Origin of the sequence: Micromonospora sp. NPDC049044 (assembly GCF_040649215.1) — a bacterium.
Lineage (GTDB): Bacteria > Actinomycetota > Actinomycetes > Mycobacteriales > Micromonosporaceae > Micromonospora.
This window is the reverse complement of the sequence record NZ_JBEZFA010000001.1, coordinates 59,118-73,930: the sequence shown is the minus strand read 5'-3', so window position 1 is coordinate 73,930 and position 14,813 is coordinate 59,118. Positions and strand designations below refer to the sequence as shown.

Genomic DNA, 14,813 nt, shown 5'->3' with positions numbered 1-14,813 from the left:
AGCGGGGCGGACCTGGGCCACCTGAACCGACACGGACCCTCAGCGGTGGACCACCCCGTTCTGGTACGCCCACACGACGGTCTGCAACCGGTCCCGTGCGCCGATCTTGCCCATCGCCCGCCCGAGGTGCGACTTGACAGTGCTGGTCTCGATGAAGAGCCGATCGGCGATCTCGACATTGGACAACCCCTGGGCGAGCAGCTCCACGATCTCGGTTTCCCGTGCGGTGAGCTGGTGGGCCGCCGCGGCGTCCGAGCGGGGCGCCGGGGTGCGCCTGGCGAACTCCGAGATCACCCGGCGGGTGACGGCCTGGTCGACGAGGCCGTACCCGCCGGCGAGCTTACGCACCGCCTCGATGAGGTCGTCGGGCTCGCAGTCCTTGAGGATGAATCCGCTGGCACCGGCCTCCAGCGCGCCGAAGACGTACTCGTCGAGGTCGAACGTCGTCACCACCAGCACCGCCGGTGGCGGTGCGGTGGCGGTTGCGACGATCTGTCGGGTCGCGGTGAGCCCGTCACCGTGCGGCATCCGGACGTCCATGCAGATCACGTCGGGTTGCAGCCGACGGGCCAACTCGACGGCGGCCGTACCGCTCGACGCCTCCGCCACGACCTCGATGTCCCCGGCCTCTTCGAGGATGACGCGGAAGCCGGCGCGCACGACCGCCTGGTCGTCGACGAGCATCACTCTGATCATGCCGGGGCCTCTCCGTTGGGCTGCGACGCGACGGGATCGTTTGTCGGTAGCGTCACGGTGACCGACCAACCACCGGTCGCGGTCGGGCCGGCCGCGAACGTCGCTCCGATCAGCTGCGCGCGCTCGCGCATGCCGACCAGGCCGACACCGCCGGTCCGCGCCGCCGGCACGGTACGCCGGGCGGTGGGTTCGTTCACCACCTCCAGCGCCACCGAGCGGGGCAGGAAGCGGAGCACCACCCGCGCCACCGCACCCGGGGCGTGCTGGCGGACGTTGCTGAGCGACTCCTGCGCGATCCGGTAGAGCGCGACGTCGGCGATCGGCGAGACATCGCGTTGCCGCCCCTCGCGGACGAACTCGACCGGACCGGCGAGGGCGCCGACGGTGCGGACCAGATCGTCGAGCATGGCCAGGCCCGGCACCGGTGCGGCACCGTCGCCGCCCTCGGCTCCCGGGCGGCCACGCAGCACACCGACGACAAGTCGCAGGTTGTCCAGGGTCTCCTTGCCCTGGCTCCGGATCCAGGCCACCCCGGCCTTCGCGGCTGCCGGGTCCCGCTCGATCAATCGTTCGACAGCCGCCGCCTGCACGACCATGCCGGACAGGTGGTGGGCGGCCACGTCGTGCAGCTCCCGGGCCATCCGGGTGCGCTCCGCGCCGATCGCCCCCTGGATCTTCGTCTGCTGTTCCCGGATCGCCTCCTGGGCCCGTAGCTGGACCAACTCGACGTAGCGCCGGGACGTGGCCACGTACCTGCCGACGAATGTCGCGCTGAGGTAGGTCAGAGCGCTCGCGGAGAGGTACGTGACGGCTGTCAGCAGATCGGGGGTCACCATGAGGGCCGCCCCGACCGACTCGACAAGCACTGCCGCGCCGACGGCCAGCAGCGCGCGCCGCAACGGCAGCACCGACCCGATGGTGTACGCCACGACGAACGGTGCGATGCCCCGGACGGTCGCCTCGGGCAGTGAGACGCCGATGACTGGCAGTTGGAGGCCGACGACGAGCGCGAGGCAGAGCAGTGGGCGGACCCGACGCAGGCACAGCAGCATCGCCTGGACGCAGCAGACGGCGACGAGCAGCCACGCCCGCGTCGGGTCGAAGGACACCCCGTCCTGCGGTGCCACGAACCAGACAAGCACTGTCAGAAGGACGAATGTCGTTACGGTGAGCGCCACCGCGAGCAGACAGTCCCGGGGGAACACCCCCGCCACGCCGAGTCGGGTGAGCCGCCCGTCGAGCCACCTCATCAGTCGCGGCGGGCCGGGTTCGGTGCCCGTGTGGTCACTCATGCGGTACGCATCCTTGCTCCGGATCGTCCCGGGTCGGGCGGGTCAGTAGGAAATGCTAGGCGCGAGCAGCCGAAACTCCACGGCGAACCAGCCCGCACCGGCGAGAGCGAGCAGGAGCAGCGCGCTGCCGGCGATCTTCTGCCAGCCGACGTGGCGTCGGACGTCGTCGACCAGCCGGACGGCGGCGGGCAGCACGCCGAGCAGGCCGACCAGTTGCAGCACCTGCACGATGCGCAGGACCGTGCCGGGAACGTCCCGCAGGCCCATGATGCTGCTGACGGCCAGCACCCAGCCGGCGAAGGCGAGGAGCGTACCGGCGACGGCGACGCGGCTCAGGATCCGCGCGGTGCGCCCGGCCCGCTCGCGGGGGGCGCGACCGAGCCGGCGGCGGACGAGCGCGCCGATCGGCCAGGACAGGACGGTGAGCAGCAGCACGACTGTCGACCCGGCGAGCACCGGGACGGCCAGTGCGGAGCCGCGCGCGGGTGCGACAGGCAGCAGCGCGAACGCGGAGTCGAAACCGATCGCCTCGACCCGGTCGTCGGTCGCCCGCATGGCGATAGTGCGTTGGCCACCGACCTCGCGCCAGACCCAGGGCGACACCTCCTCGTAACGGGCCGGCGAGTCGGACAGCGGACCCGGCTCGAACAGCAACCGGTCGTCGTCGACGACGCTCACAGTCGTACGACCGACAAGGCCGATGGTGGTCAGGAAGTTGCTGCGCACGGCGCGTGAGGACTCGTACGTGCCAGCCGCCAGCGCGGCGTGCTCGGCACTGGTCGCCGGGTCGACGGCGGTGCTCGGCGGCCCGTCGTGGGCGGGGAAGTAGCGGTCGGCGAAGCCGTTCACCACCGACTGGCGAAGGTCGTGACTGGCGAGGGCACCGGAGCCGTTGCTGTTGAGGGAGAGGAAGATGCCGGCCCGGTCGTCGGGGTAGATCTGCAGGTGGGTGTGGAAGTACGTGGTGTCACCGCCGTGGCCGAGGATCCGGTGGCCGTTGCGGCTCTCGTCGAAGAAACCGAGCGTCATCCGGGGTCCGTCGGCCAGGGTGCCGAGCGATGTCGCGTCCAGTGCCGGGCGTTGCATCAACTCGCGGGTCGGCTGGTCCAGCAACGGTTCGAAACCGACAGTCTCACCGAGTTGGGCCAGCATGAACCGCGCCATGTCCGTCGCCGGGGCGCTCAGGGCGCCGGGCGGGGGAGTGCCGATGATCTCGAAGGGCGCGGCGGGTCCGTCGGAGGTGTCGTACCCCTTTGACATCCGGTCGCGCAGCGACGCCGGCAGGGGCTGCTCGAAGCTCGACGACGGCATGCCCGCCCGGTCCAGGATGTTGCGCTGCACGTACTCCTCGAAGCGCGTCCCGCTGACGCGTTCCACTATGTAACCGGCGAGCGCGTTGCTGTAGTTGGAGTACGCCGGGACCGTGCCCGGATCGTAGATCTGCTCCGGCGGGTCGGTCACCAGCGCCCGGCGCAGGTTGACGGCGTTGTCGTCGGTGCCGATGAGGCCGGCGATCCGCTCCTCGAAACCGGCGGTGTGCGTCAGCAGGTGCCGCAGGGTGACGGCTCGTTCGTAGCTTCGCGGCAGGCGGAAATCGAGGTACGTCTCGACGTCGGCGTCGAGGTCGAGTTTGCCGCTCTGCACGAGTTGCAGGACGGCCGTGGCGGTGACGAGCTTCGACACCGACCCCATCCGGAAGAGATGCCGGTCCGGGTCGACCGGCACGGCTCCCGCGCCGCCGTCACCGGTGTCGGCGTAGCCGTACCCCCGGGTTGTGATGATCTTGCCGTCGGCCACGACGGCGACAGTCGCGCCGGCGATGCCGGTGCGGTCCAACGCGGCCGGCAGCAGGCCGTCGAGCCAGGCGTTGGCGTCGGTGTCGGTCAGGGCCGGGCCGGTGCCACCCGGGCCGGCGGGAGCGGCCGGAGTGTCGACGGGCGGGGCGGGACTGTCGGGCGACGCGCCGCAGCCCGCGGTGCTCACCGCGACGAGGGCCGTGGCCGCCAGCATCGCGCCGAGTCGGACGATAGTTGCCGTGGGTCGGGGCGAGTGCTGTCGAAGAACTGTGCGAAAGCGCATGTCTGCCGGTGCCTTCCCCGGCGACCGGGTGTCCGGAGCGGGTCCGGACGGCGTCACCCGATGCCGTGACACCAGCCTGTTCGACCGGACGCGCCGAACCATCTGGCGCGGGACGGCAATGCCTCTACGACCTGAGGAGGAGGGCCGGGTGCACCGACGGTCAAAAGATCCACGCTCGATCCGTGAACCAGCGCCGGCCCCGGGGTATCGAATCCGGTGACAGACCCCGCAGAGGAAAGGACCGCCCATGCGCGGAAAACTGCTTGTCGGTACGGCGCTCACCGTGACGTTCGTGGCCGGCTGCACGACGTCGGTCGACCGGGTCGGCGGCGACGCGGCGCCCGCCGGCTCGCCCTCCGGCAGCGCGAGCCCGTCGGTGTCCACCGCACCGACGACCGCCAGCTCGGGCGCGCCGACCACCGGCAGCCCGACCCCGGACGCGCCGGGCACCAGCACCTCCGGGCCGGCCGCCCAGGTGAGCGAGATCAGGCGGACCGACTGGCCCAACGCGGTGATCCGAAAGCTTGACTTCTGTGGCGAGTCCGACGACTCCGTGGCGTTCCGCAACGGGTCCAACGGGTTCGACGTGCCGTGCCGGATCCTGCCGGCCGGCGCGCGGCCGGTGTACGGCGAGTTCATCGTCGAGGAGCCGGCGAACGCGCCGTCGACCGAGGACGCGCTCGTCCTCGTCGAACTGGGCAACCCGAACGCCGCGCGACGCCAGGCGCTCGTGCCCGTGCAGCTCTCGGACAACGGCCGGGGACGGTACGCGTGGCCGGTCATCAAGGGAGACGCGCCCGGTTCCTCCGGCGCCCAGGTCATGACGTTCGTCTCGTACCGGCTGGTGGGCCAGAACGTGGAGGCCACCGTCCGCCGACTCGACGGTGGCACCGAGACCCGCCGGTGGCGCAAGGCCGACGGCAGCGGGAACTGGGAACGGTACTAACCCTGGGTGGCCGTCGCGCCGTCCACCAGTAGCGTGTCCAGGATCTCGTCGGTGCGATCGGCGCCACCGGTCTGTCTGACCTGGACGTAGACGCCGACAGTGGCCCCGGCCGCGATCAGGGTGACCTCACTGAAGGACGTCGCGGTGTCGGCGCACCGCGTCCAGCGCCGGGCGCTCCCGCGGAGGCTGCCGACCGTGATCGTGCGGTCGGCAGCACGCGTGCAACCGGGGTGGTCGGGCAGTGTGGGCTGGACGGCCGTGCCGGTGAGTGCCGGGCTCACCCCGACGAACACCCCGGAGGTAGGACTGTCCACGTCCGCCCAGACCGCGAGGTCCGGCCCGACGAGCAGGCCGGGGGCGTGGCCGCCGGGCAGACCGACCACCGCCGGCCTCCAGCCGCCGTCGCGCAGCTGCCGGGCCCAGTCGTCGGGTACGGCGACGGCGACGGTGCCTGTCACGTCGCGTACCCGGGTCCAGCCCGGTGGGGTGGCGGCGGCGGTGGACGAACCGGCAAGGACCAGCGTCGTGGCCGCCGCGCCGACGGTGCCGAGGGCCCGGCGGGTGCGTCGCAGCGCCGGCCGGCCCGGACGCGTCCGGACGGCGAGCAGGCCCTCCAGCGCTGTGGCGTACGCGGCAGCGGTGGGCCAGCGGCGGTCCGGATCGCGATGCAGGGCCCGACGGACCACCCGCTCGACAGTGGACGGCACGTGCGACGCCGCCTCCATCGGCTGCCCCGGTGGCAGGCCGGTCATCATGTGCTGGGTCAGGGCACCGATCGCGTACACGTCGGCGCGGGCGTCCAGCGGGCCGCCCGCGACGAGCTGTTCCGGTGCCATGTAACCGGGCGTGCCGGCGACAAGCGTGAACCCGGAGGCGTGCGCGAGCGCCTTCGCCAGCCCCAGGTCGGCGACCAGCACCCGGCCTCCGGCGGCGGTCGTGTCGAAGAGGACGTTCGAGGGTTTGAGGTCGCGGTGCAGCACCCCGTTGTCGTGCAGGACGGCCACCGCCCTGGCGATGTCGGCGGCGGTCCGCAGCGCCTCGCGTACCGGCATCGGGCCGTCGGCCAGCCGATCGGCCAGCGTGCCGCCGCCGGCGTACGTCATCACGAGGTATGGCCGGCCGTCGGGCAGCTCGCCGATGTCCAACACGCGGACCAGGTGGTCGGAGTCGACCTGCCGCATGAACCGCGCCTCCTGGCGGAAACGGGCCCGGATGTCGGCCCGCTGCGACCAGTTCTCGGCGAGCACCTTCACGGCCACGGGGGCCTGCAACTCGTCGTCGTACGCCAGCCACACTGTGGCGAACGCACCGGCGCCGACCGGGCGGGCGACGCGGTACCTGCCGATCTGCGGCGGGATGGACACGGCCGTATTATCCGGCAACCGGAGCTGCGGTGTCGCACGAGCGGGGGAGCGCGGTGGTGGAGGCGTCGTCGATCGAGGAGTTGGCCCGCCGGGCGGCGACCGGCGACAGCGCGGCCCTCGACGCGTTGCTGGCCGCGATCGGTCCGCGGGTCCTTGACCAGTGTGGTCGGTTCCTACCCTGCCGGCAGGACGCCGAGGAGGCGGCACAGGACGCGTTGCTGCAGGTGGCCAGGCACATCGGGCGATTCGAGGGTCGGTCGCTCTTCTCGACCTGGCTGCACACCGTGGTCGCGAACTGTGCCCGGCAGACCTATCGGTCACTGCGGCGACGGGCGGCCGAGCGCCCCGGCGCGCTGCTGCCCGTCGAGGTGGTCGACCCGCGCACGACGAGCGTCATCGCCGGGTCGCGTCTCGACCTGCTCGACGCGTTGGACCGGCTGGAGGCACACCGGCCGGAGTTGGTGACGGCACTCGTGCTGCGGGACCTGTGCCAGCTGGACTACCAGGAGATCGCCGGGCAACTGGGCATTCCGGTCGGCACACTGAAGTCCCGGATCCATCACGCCCGCCGGCATGTCCGCGAGTCGTTGCGGGGCGGGGAGTAGGCGCGTCCGCCCGCCATGGAGGTGACCCGTCGCACGCCCTCAGGATCCGGTCAGGATGACGAGTCGCTGGGTCGCCCGGGTCATCGCGACGTAGCGGTCCACCGCACCCTCGACGCCCGTGCCGAACGCGTCCGGGTCGACCAGGACGACCAGGTCGAATTCGAGGCCCTTTGCCTGCTCGGGGCTCAGCGATCGGACGCGCGGCGTGGGCCGGAACGCCGGGTCGCCGATCACGCAGGCGGTCCCCTCGGGGTGCTCGGTGAGCCAGGCGTCGAGGATCGCGCCCAGCTCGGCCGTCGAGCCGTGCCGGACGGGGAGCCCGTTGCCCCGGATGGAGGTCGGCACGTTGGCGTCCGGGAGCACGGCCCGGATGACCGGCTCGGCCTCCGCCATGACCTCCCGCGGGGTCCGGTAGTTGATGCTCAGCGAGGCCAGGCTGATCCGGTCGAGCCCGATCCGCTCAAGGCGTTCCTGCCACGACTCGGTGAACCCGTGTCGGGCCTGCGCGCGGTCACCGACGATCGTGAAACTGCGCGACGGGCACCGGGCCAGCAGCATCTGCCACTGCGCGTCGGTCAGCTCCTGGGCCTCGTCCACGACGATGTGCGCGAACGGGCCGGCCAGCAGGTCCGGGTCGGCGGCGGGTGCCACCGACTCGTCGGCCAGGGCGTCGCGCAGGTCGGGCTGGCGCAGCATCGTCAGCAGGCCCTCGCCGTCGTCGTAGGCGTCGGCCGCGAGCAACTCGTCGAGCACCCGGGCCCGGTGCTCGCGTTCCACAGCGGCGACGCGGTCGTGGCGCTGCGGGCGTCCCGACGCGTCGCCGAGGCGCCGCCGGGCCGCGTCCAGCAGCGGCAGGTCGGACACGGTCCAGGCCCGGGGGTCGTCGCGCCGCAGCTTGCGGACCTCCGCCGGGCTGAGCCAGGGCGCGCAGGTGCGCAGGTACGCGGGCACCGACCACAGGTCCCCGACCAGGTCGGCCGCGTCGAGCACCGGCCAGGCGCTGTTGAACGCGGTGCGCAGCTCCCGGTTGCGGGACAGCGACCTGAGCAGCACGTCGTCCGGCTCGTCGCCGTCGTACCTGCCGACGAGGATGGTGAGCAACTCCGCCCAGATCTCGTCGCGTGCCTCGTTGTGCGGGGTGCCCGGCCCCGGCGCCTGGAACGCGTCGGCCCAGTCGTCGGCGTCCAGCCGGATGTCGGCCTCGTCGGTGCTGACCGTCATCGGTGTGACAGGCGGGTCCTCGTAGAACCGGACCGCCGCGTCGATCGCCCCGACCAGCTCCGCCGAGGACTTCAGTCGAGCCACCTCCGGGTCGGCTTCGACGATCGCCGCGTCGCCCTCCTCGACGAGGTCGCGCAGGGTGCAGGTCTGCACGTCCTCCTCGCCGAGGTTGGGTAGCACGTCGGCGACATAGGCCAGGTAGGGCTGGTGCGGCCCGACGAAGAGCACCCCACCCCGGCGTTGACCCAGGCGGGGGTCGGCGTAGCGCAGGTAGGCGGTGCGGTGCAGTGCGACGACTGTCTTCCCGGTGCCCGGACCGCCGTCCACGACAAGCGCGCCGGCCGATCCCGCCCGGATGATGGCGTCCTGGTCGGCCTGGATGGTGCTGAGCACGTCCCGCATCCGGGCGGATCGGGCGCCGCCCAGGCTGGCGATGAAGGCGGACTGGTCGTCGAGCGCGACGGCGTGCCCCACGAACCCGTCCGGGGTGAAGACCTCGTCCCAGTAGTCGCTGATCCGGCCGCGGGTCCACCGGTATCGGCGTCGGCTGGCCAGGCCCATCGGGTTGGCGTGGGTCGCGCCGAAGAACGGTTCGGCGGCGGGGGAGCGCCAGTCGAGCAGCAGCCGCCGACCCGTGCTGTCGGTGAGGCCACGTCGCCCGACGTACACCGGCTCGGGGTCGTCCGCGGCGACCATGTGGCCGAGACACAGGTCCAGGCCGTAGCGACTCAGCGCACGCAGGTGACCGGTCAGGCGGCGGATCTCCTCGTCCCGGTCCATCGCCTGCCGGCCCTTGCCGCCGGGCGCCCTGCGCTCGGCGGCAAGGCGCTCGGACAGCTCGGCGTTGAGCTGGTCAAGGCGCTGCGCCATGGTGGCGAAATGCCGCTCGTCGCGGGCGACAAGCGTCGGGTCGGCTTTGCGGGAGAGGTGCCCGGGGAGGTCGAACACGGAGGTAGGCGAGGAATTCAAATGATGACTTCCATTTCGGCAGATTCTGGCCTCGGCCGACGATTTTGCGGCACGACCCGGGCCTTGCCGCAAGCCCCCCAGTGCGCTATACGTTAGAAGTGGCAGAGGTCAGGTGACCTCGAATTTCGTGCTCAGGGCGCGTCGACGACCTCGCGGCCGAGCGGCCAGAACGCCGCCGGCACCAGCTTGAAGTTCGCGATGCCGAACGGGATCCCGATGATCGACACGCAGAGGGCGATGCCCGCGACGATGTGGGACAGCGCGAGCCACCAGCCTGCCAGCACCACCCAGAGGATGTTCGCCAACCCGGATGCCACGCCCGCGCCGGGCTTCGGCACCAGGGTGCGGCCGAAGGGCCACAGCGAGTAGACGGCGAGGCGGAGCGACGCCACCCCGAACGGGATGGTGACCACCAGGAGGAAGCAGACGAGCGCGGCCACGCCGTACCCGACCGCCAGCACGATGCCACCGCCGAAGATGAGCCACAGCACATTCAGTACGAATCGAATCACCACCCCAGCATGAGCGATGCCCGCCACCCGGTCGCGCGAGCGGTGATGTGGGGCCACCGCGAAGGTGAGCGCTTGTCAGGCCCCGTCATTATGATCATGGGTCGGTGGCGCGGCGGGCTGACGGCGACGGAGGCTGGCGGCAACTACAAGGAGAAGCGAAGACAATGGATGTGAAGACGTACGCGACGGCCGCCGACGTGTGCCGGCGACTCGTGGGTCGGCTCCCCGACGATGTCCTCGGCTCCGTGGGGGACTTCTACGCCGCGGGTGAGTCCTACCTGGCCGACGCCACCCTCCTGCTCGGCCTGGCGCACTACGGCGTCGGGATCACCAGCGAGGAACGGGCACTGCTGCGCACCTTCATCGGCGAGCCCGACGGGCCCGACCTGGCCGACGTGCCGGCCATCGGGGAGGTGCCGCCGTTGCCGTACCGGTTCAGCGTCGACGGCCCCACTGACGCGCCCGACCCGGTTCCGGCCGACACCCTCCTGTCCGTCCAGGCCCCCCGCCACCACGGCCGCAGCCTGCACCGCGCCTGGCGGACGCCACTGGACGGCGCACCGGACGCGGCGGCCTGGACATACGTGCTACTGGTGGCCGAGGATGCGGATGAGCTCTCGGTGCACTCGGGCGTGATGTCGACACTCTGGGTCGAGCTGCGCCAGAAGTGGCCGGTGGCGGTCACCGCCGCCGACTCGCCACGGACGCCGTACCAGGAGGCCGCGCTCGCCGCCGCCCGACCGATCTGGCCCGCCTGAGGGACGCTCTGACCGGTCAGCGCGTCGGCACCGAGGGTCCGCTCGGTGGAAAACCTGACCCGGAACCCAGGGCTCGTCGAGGGATCTTCCCGGAGGTCGACGGGGCGCCGACGACCAGATGATGACCTGCATGAAACGTGCTGCGCTCTACGTGATCGCCGGACCGGTCGGTATCGCCGCCTACGGCCTGGTCCGCCTGTGGGGTAGGTCCGACGGTCTGTACGGCCCCGGGTTCGACTGGCAGGCGGCGCATCTGGTCGCGCTCGCCGGCATGGTGTGCTTCGTCCCGGGGGTGCTGGCGCTGTCCCGTCTCCTGCCCCGCAGCCCGTGGCGCACCGGGGTGGTGACCCTCACGATGGTGGGGCTCGCCGCGACGGTCGTGCAGTTCGGCGCGGACATCGTGGAGGGCCTCCTGGCCGCGGACCGGGCGGAGATGTCGGCGCTCGGCGCGGACTTCAAGGACATCCCCGGCGTCGAGGTGGCCTTCTACGACGTCGTACCCCAGCTCTTCTTCCTCGGCCTGGTCATCCTCGCCGGCATGCTCGCCGCGAAACGGCGGCTGCCGTGGTGGAGCGCGCCGCTCCTGCTGGCCGGCATCCTCCTGCCGGTCGTCACTCTCGACCTGCTACCCGTCGCCGGCCTGGCCATGCTCGTGGCCCTCGCACCGGCGCTGCCGGCCCTGCGGCAGCAGGCAGACCGGCCCGAGCCGGTCACCACCGTCCGCTGAGGATCAGCTCAGTTCGGCAGGCCGGTGCAGGCGGCGCCGTCGATGACGCACGACTCGGGGGCGGCGCCGGCGGGTGCGCCGTTGACCCGGAACGTCACCCGGACCGACGCGCTGCCGGGCACCGGGCCGGTGCTGCCGTCCGGCACGAACGTCCACACCGCGCCGTCGTGGCTGACCCGCGCGCCCTCGACCGCGCTTACCCGCAGCGTCTCCCGGGGGAATGTGAGCACCAACGTCCACTGTGGTGACGGCAGCTGTCCCGGGTTGGTGATCGTCACGGCCGCGTCGTAACTGAGCAGCGCGGTGTCCTCGATGGTGAAGTCGGCGAGCAGGGCGGCCGGTGTGGCCACGGCGGGCGAACCCGTCGCCGTGGGCCCGGTCGTGGCACTGACTGTCGGTGCGACAGCGGTGACCGAGGCGGCTGGCGGGGGAGCGGCCGGCGGCGGGTTGGTGGCCGCCGGTCGTGCCTGTGCCCGGGAAGTGCCGGCCGGCGGTGTGCCCACCTGATCCACCGACAGTGGCGGGTCGAGCGTCACCGGTGCCAGCTTCTCCGGCGTACGCAGCACCCCGGCGACGAGGACAACTGTCGCTACCAGCACCCCGAGCACCGCGACAACGGCCACCCAGGTGAGCCGCGAGACGCCGGCCCGACCGGTGAGCACCCGGCGGGCAGCCGTGGCGAGCGCCACGATCCGGTCCAGCAGGATGATCGCCACGGTACGGCGTGGCTGGGGTGGTGTCGCCGGCACTGCCTGTCTCCCCTTCGGTTCGTCGCCGGATGCCCGCCCGCGCTGCGTGCGGGTCGCGGCTGCCCCCGGCCCGGTCACAGAGCGCGGAGCCCGACGAGGATCGCCTCAAGCAGATCCTCGGTCGGCAGATCCGACAGCATCGGTGGGTCGTGCGTCTCGATCAGTCCGGCCGCGAGCAGGTCACCGAGCAGCACCCGGACGGTCCCCAGCGGGAGGTCCAGCTCGGCGCCGACCTCGGCGACCGACACTGGATGGTGGCACAGCTCGACGATCCGCGCCTGTTCGGGGAAGAGCGGGGTGGGCGGCGTGGCCGACCGCCGGGCGACGACAAGGGTGATCAGGTCGAACTGACCTCGGGCGGGAGTGGTACGCCCGCCGGTCATCGTGTACGGCCGGGCGACCGGGCCCGCGTCGTCGTCGTACCACGCCTCGTCAGCGGTGCCGCTGCTGTGCACCGGTGTCCCCGATCGTCGCGGCGGAGGCCGGCCCCAGCGTGATCGGCAGGTGCCGTTCGGCCTGCCCCACGAAGAGCGCCACCTCGTACGCCATGTCGCCCACCTTGACGTCGTCGCCGGCGATCCGCACGGTGAGGATGGTCCCGTTCGGGATGGTGGCGACGAACAGGAAGGCCCGGGCCATCTGCACCACCACCTGTCGCAGACCGCCCGCGTCGCAGGTCCGGGTGGCCGCCAGGCCCAGCGCGATCAGGCCGGCGACGACGCCGGAGATCTGCTCGGTGAGCTTCGTCTCCACCTGCCGGGAACCGCCGAGGGGCAACCCGTCCGGGGAGAGTACGACGGCGAACTCCGCGCCGTGCACTCGGTCGACCAGGCGGTCCAGGGCACCGGTCAGGCCGTCGTCGGTGACCACTGCGGAGGTCATGGGTGTCTCCTCGCTGCTCTGGCGACCGGTATCTCGACAGTGTCGAGTCCGGTCCTGCCGGGTTCGGGGCCGGTTGGCCCGGTCTGACGGACCCGCGTCGGCAACGCGCCGTCGCCGCTCGGGGCGGGCCGGCTGATGCTCTGCTGCGCCGGCGGGTACGGGGTGGGTGGCGCGGCGGAGGGCCGGCGGTCGGTGTCGGGCACCGGAACCAGGTGGGCCGGCAGCAGCACTACCGCCGCCGTCCCACCGCGCCGGCTCGGACGCAGCGAGACGTGGGCGCCACATCGGTGGGCCAGTACGGCGACTGTGTACAGGCCGGTGGGGCCATCGGGTGCAGCCGCCGGCGGTCTGGCGAGCAGGTCGTTCGCGTCGGCAAGCGCGGCGGCGTCCAGGCCGGGCCCGTCGTCGACGACCAGGACGGCGCACCCCTGCGCGCGGGGCTCACCGCTGACCCGGACCGTGGTGTCCGCCGGGGAGCAGGCGAGCGCGTTCTCGATCAACTCCGCCAGCAGGTGGACGACGTCGGTGACGGCCGGGCCGGCGAGCGACCACGGCCAGTGCGGCGCGATCAGGACCCGGTGGTAGTCCGGCACCTCGGCGACGGCACCGCGGGCGACGTCGAGCAGCGGCACCGAGCGCCGCCAGCGGCGGGCCGGCCTGGCCCCGGCGAGGGCGATCAGCTTCTCCACGTTGCGGCGGACCCGGGTGGCCAGGTGGTCGAGCTGGAACAGCTCGCTGCTCTCCTCGGCGGACCGCTCCCGGCGCTGCATCCCGTCCAGCAGATCGAGCTGATCGCGCAGCAGGCTCTGGTTGCGGCGCGTGACCCGCAGGAACAGCTCCCGGTCGGGGCCGTCCGGCTCTGCCCCCACCTCCCGGTCGGGGCCGTCCGGCTCTGCCCCCACCTCCCGGTCGGGGCCGGCCGGCTCTGCCCCCGCGTCCGGGGCCGGGACCGGCGCGTCGACGACCGGCCGGGTCAGCTCGGCGGTCAGCCGTCGGACGGTGCTCGCCCAGTTCAGCAGGAGCACGAGCACGACGATGAGGCCCAGCCCCACCACGGCGCCGGTGCGGGCGACGACCACGGCGGCACCCGGCGTGGCCCGTTCGACGCTGCTGCGGGCGGTGCTGGTCACCAGGGTCTGTAGCGCGCCGAGGGCGGTGTCCGCCGCGGCCCGCCAGCCGGCCCTGGTGGTCCCGGCCAGGGCGTTGGCGGTGTCCGCCCGCACCAGCCTGTCCTCCAGGGCGATCAGCCCGGCGAACTGCGGGCCGCTCGCGATCCGCTGGTACTCGTCCGGCCCGTCGGCGGGCAGCCCGGCCGCCGCCGCCGTCCGGGCGAACCGCTGGTTGTCGACGAGCTCGGTAAGCCGGCGTCGGTCGTCCGGGTCGAGTCGCTGGGCGGCCAGGGCCGCGCTGACCAGGGTGTCCTCCCGGGCGAGCAGCTCCCGGGCACCAGCCAGCGCGATCACCGCCCGACTGTCGGCGGCCAACCTGCTCTCGTACGCGCCCCACTCCGGGCCGTACACCCGGAAGGCGACGTCGACGACCTGGTCGTACCTGTCGGCCGCGGCGGCCCTGTCGAGTTGCCCGGCGTCCACCTGGGACCGGATGGTGCTCAGGCCGTCGAGCCGGCGGATCAGTTCGTCGGCCCGGTCGCGCACCTCGCCGGCGGTGAGCAACCGGATGTCGCGGCCCGCCGCGAACCGGCGCAGCTCGCCGGCGGCCCGGTCGGTCACCTCCCGCGGCCCGACCAGCGCGGTCGCCGTCGGCCCGGCTCCGGCGAGCGTCTCGGCGCTGGCCCGGCGCTCGGCCTGCAGGCTCAGGATCAGCCGGTCGATGGGCTGGCCAAGGGTGTCCGCCAGGGCCCGCACGCGCAGCAGGTCGAGGGCGTCCTGGCTGGTCAGGTAGGCCGCGTACGACCAGAACGTGACAAGGACGACGGTGAGCACGACAAGCCTGGTCCGGAGAAGCCGGACCTCGCTGGGCGTCACGCGCCGCCCCGCTCGCGGCGACGGACCC

Annotated in this window: 14 protein-coding genes; 4 read left to right on the top strand and 10 right to left on the bottom strand. The window is 72.6% G+C overall.

Translation table 11 applies throughout. The features are described 5' to 3' along the window. Positions 1–39: 39 nt before the first annotated feature. The 3 genes from AB0B85_RS00320 to AB0B85_RS00310 are packed head-to-tail and all read right to left on the bottom strand — an operon-like array spanning position 40 to position 3,998. On the bottom strand, positions 40–696 hold the full coding sequence (locus tag AB0B85_RS00320) for a response regulator transcription factor (protein WP_357401880.1): 657 nt from the start codon (positions 694–696) through the stop codon (positions 40–42). After that, positions 693–1,988 carry a histidine kinase gene (locus tag AB0B85_RS00315; protein WP_357401878.1) on the bottom strand — a complete coding sequence of 432 codons (1,296 nt, stop codon included), beginning with the start codon at positions 1,986–1,988 and terminating at the stop codon, positions 693–695. Before AB0B85_RS00315 ends, AB0B85_RS00320 begins: the two co-directional genes overlap by 4 nt. A gap of 42 nt (positions 1,989–2,030) precedes the next feature. Further along, the gene (locus tag AB0B85_RS00310; protein ID WP_357401876.1) at positions 2,031–3,998 is read right to left on the bottom strand and encodes a serine hydrolase domain-containing protein; all 1,968 of its coding nucleotides are present in this window, start codon (positions 3,996–3,998) and stop codon (positions 2,031–2,033) included. Positions 3,999–4,314: 316 nt separating this feature from the next. On the opposite strand from AB0B85_RS00310, the gene AB0B85_RS00305 reads away from it, so the two are divergent. Beyond that, complete coding sequence (locus tag AB0B85_RS00305; protein ID WP_357401874.1) at positions 4,315–5,013, top strand: hypothetical protein; 699 nt, start codon at positions 4,315–4,317, stop codon at positions 5,011–5,013. On the opposite strand, the gene AB0B85_RS00300 is transcribed toward AB0B85_RS00305, so the two are convergent. After that, a complete protein-coding gene (locus AB0B85_RS00300) occupies positions 5,010–6,377 on the bottom strand; it encodes a serine/threonine-protein kinase (protein WP_357401872.1) in 1,368 nt (455 codons plus the stop codon). The two genes, AB0B85_RS00305 and AB0B85_RS00300, sit on opposite strands and share 4 nt — an antisense overlap. Positions 6,378–6,406: 29 nt before the next feature. Here AB0B85_RS00300 and AB0B85_RS00295 point away from each other — a divergent pair, with 29 nt between their 5' ends. Continuing rightward, entirely contained in the window at positions 6,407–6,982 is a 576-nt protein-coding gene (locus AB0B85_RS00295) for an RNA polymerase sigma factor (RefSeq protein ID WP_357401870.1), read from the top strand. Positions 6,983–7,021: 39 nt separating this feature from the next. Here AB0B85_RS00295 and helR read toward each other — a convergent pair whose 3' ends face one another. Both helR and AB0B85_RS00285 read right to left on the bottom strand, forming a co-directional pair. Continuing rightward, positions 7,022–9,151, bottom strand: coding sequence for an RNA polymerase recycling motor ATPase HelR (gene helR, locus AB0B85_RS00290; protein ID WP_357401868.1), 2,130 nt, complete (start codon positions 9,149–9,151; stop codon positions 7,022–7,024). 152 nt (positions 9,152–9,303) lie between these two features. Next, entirely contained in the window at positions 9,304–9,684 is a 381-nt protein-coding gene (locus tag AB0B85_RS00285; RefSeq protein ID WP_357401866.1) for a YccF domain-containing protein, read from the bottom strand. 164 nt (positions 9,685–9,848) lie between these two features. On the opposite strand from AB0B85_RS00285, the gene AB0B85_RS00280 reads away from it, so the two are divergent. Then, complete coding sequence (locus tag AB0B85_RS00280) at positions 9,849–10,442, top strand: hypothetical protein (protein WP_357401864.1); 594 nt, start codon at positions 9,849–9,851, stop codon at positions 10,440–10,442. Between the two features lie 130 nt (positions 10,443–10,572). After that, on the top strand, positions 10,573–11,169 hold the full coding sequence (locus AB0B85_RS00275; RefSeq protein ID WP_357401862.1) for a hypothetical protein: 597 nt from the start codon (positions 10,573–10,575) through the stop codon (positions 11,167–11,169). Between the two features lie 8 nt (positions 11,170–11,177). Here the strand turns inward: AB0B85_RS00275 and AB0B85_RS00270 are convergent, their stop codons facing one another. The 4 genes from AB0B85_RS00270 to AB0B85_RS00255 all read right to left on the bottom strand — a co-directional run bounded on the left by AB0B85_RS00270 (position 11,178) and on the right by AB0B85_RS00255 (position 14,785). After that, positions 11,178–11,918 (bottom strand): cellulose binding domain-containing protein, encoded by a 741-nt coding sequence (locus tag AB0B85_RS00270; protein ID WP_357401860.1) that lies wholly within the window; start codon positions 11,916–11,918, stop codon positions 11,178–11,180. Between the two features lie 74 nt (positions 11,919–11,992). Continuing rightward, positions 11,993–12,373 carry a DUF742 domain-containing protein gene (locus AB0B85_RS00265; RefSeq protein ID WP_357401858.1) on the bottom strand — a complete coding sequence of 127 codons (381 nt, stop codon included), beginning with the start codon at positions 12,371–12,373 and terminating at the stop codon, positions 11,993–11,995. Further along, complete coding sequence (locus AB0B85_RS00260; RefSeq protein ID WP_357401856.1) at positions 12,351–12,800, bottom strand: roadblock/LC7 domain-containing protein; 450 nt, start codon at positions 12,798–12,800, stop codon at positions 12,351–12,353. Before AB0B85_RS00260 ends, AB0B85_RS00265 begins: the two co-directional genes overlap by 23 nt. Continuing rightward, positions 12,797–14,785: a nitrate- and nitrite sensing domain-containing protein gene (locus AB0B85_RS00255; protein ID WP_357401854.1), complete on the bottom strand. Its 1,989-nt coding sequence runs from the start codon at positions 14,783–14,785 to the stop codon at positions 12,797–12,799. The genes AB0B85_RS00260 and AB0B85_RS00255 overlap by 4 nt, the downstream gene beginning before the upstream one ends. Positions 14,786–14,813: the final 28 nt, after the last annotated feature.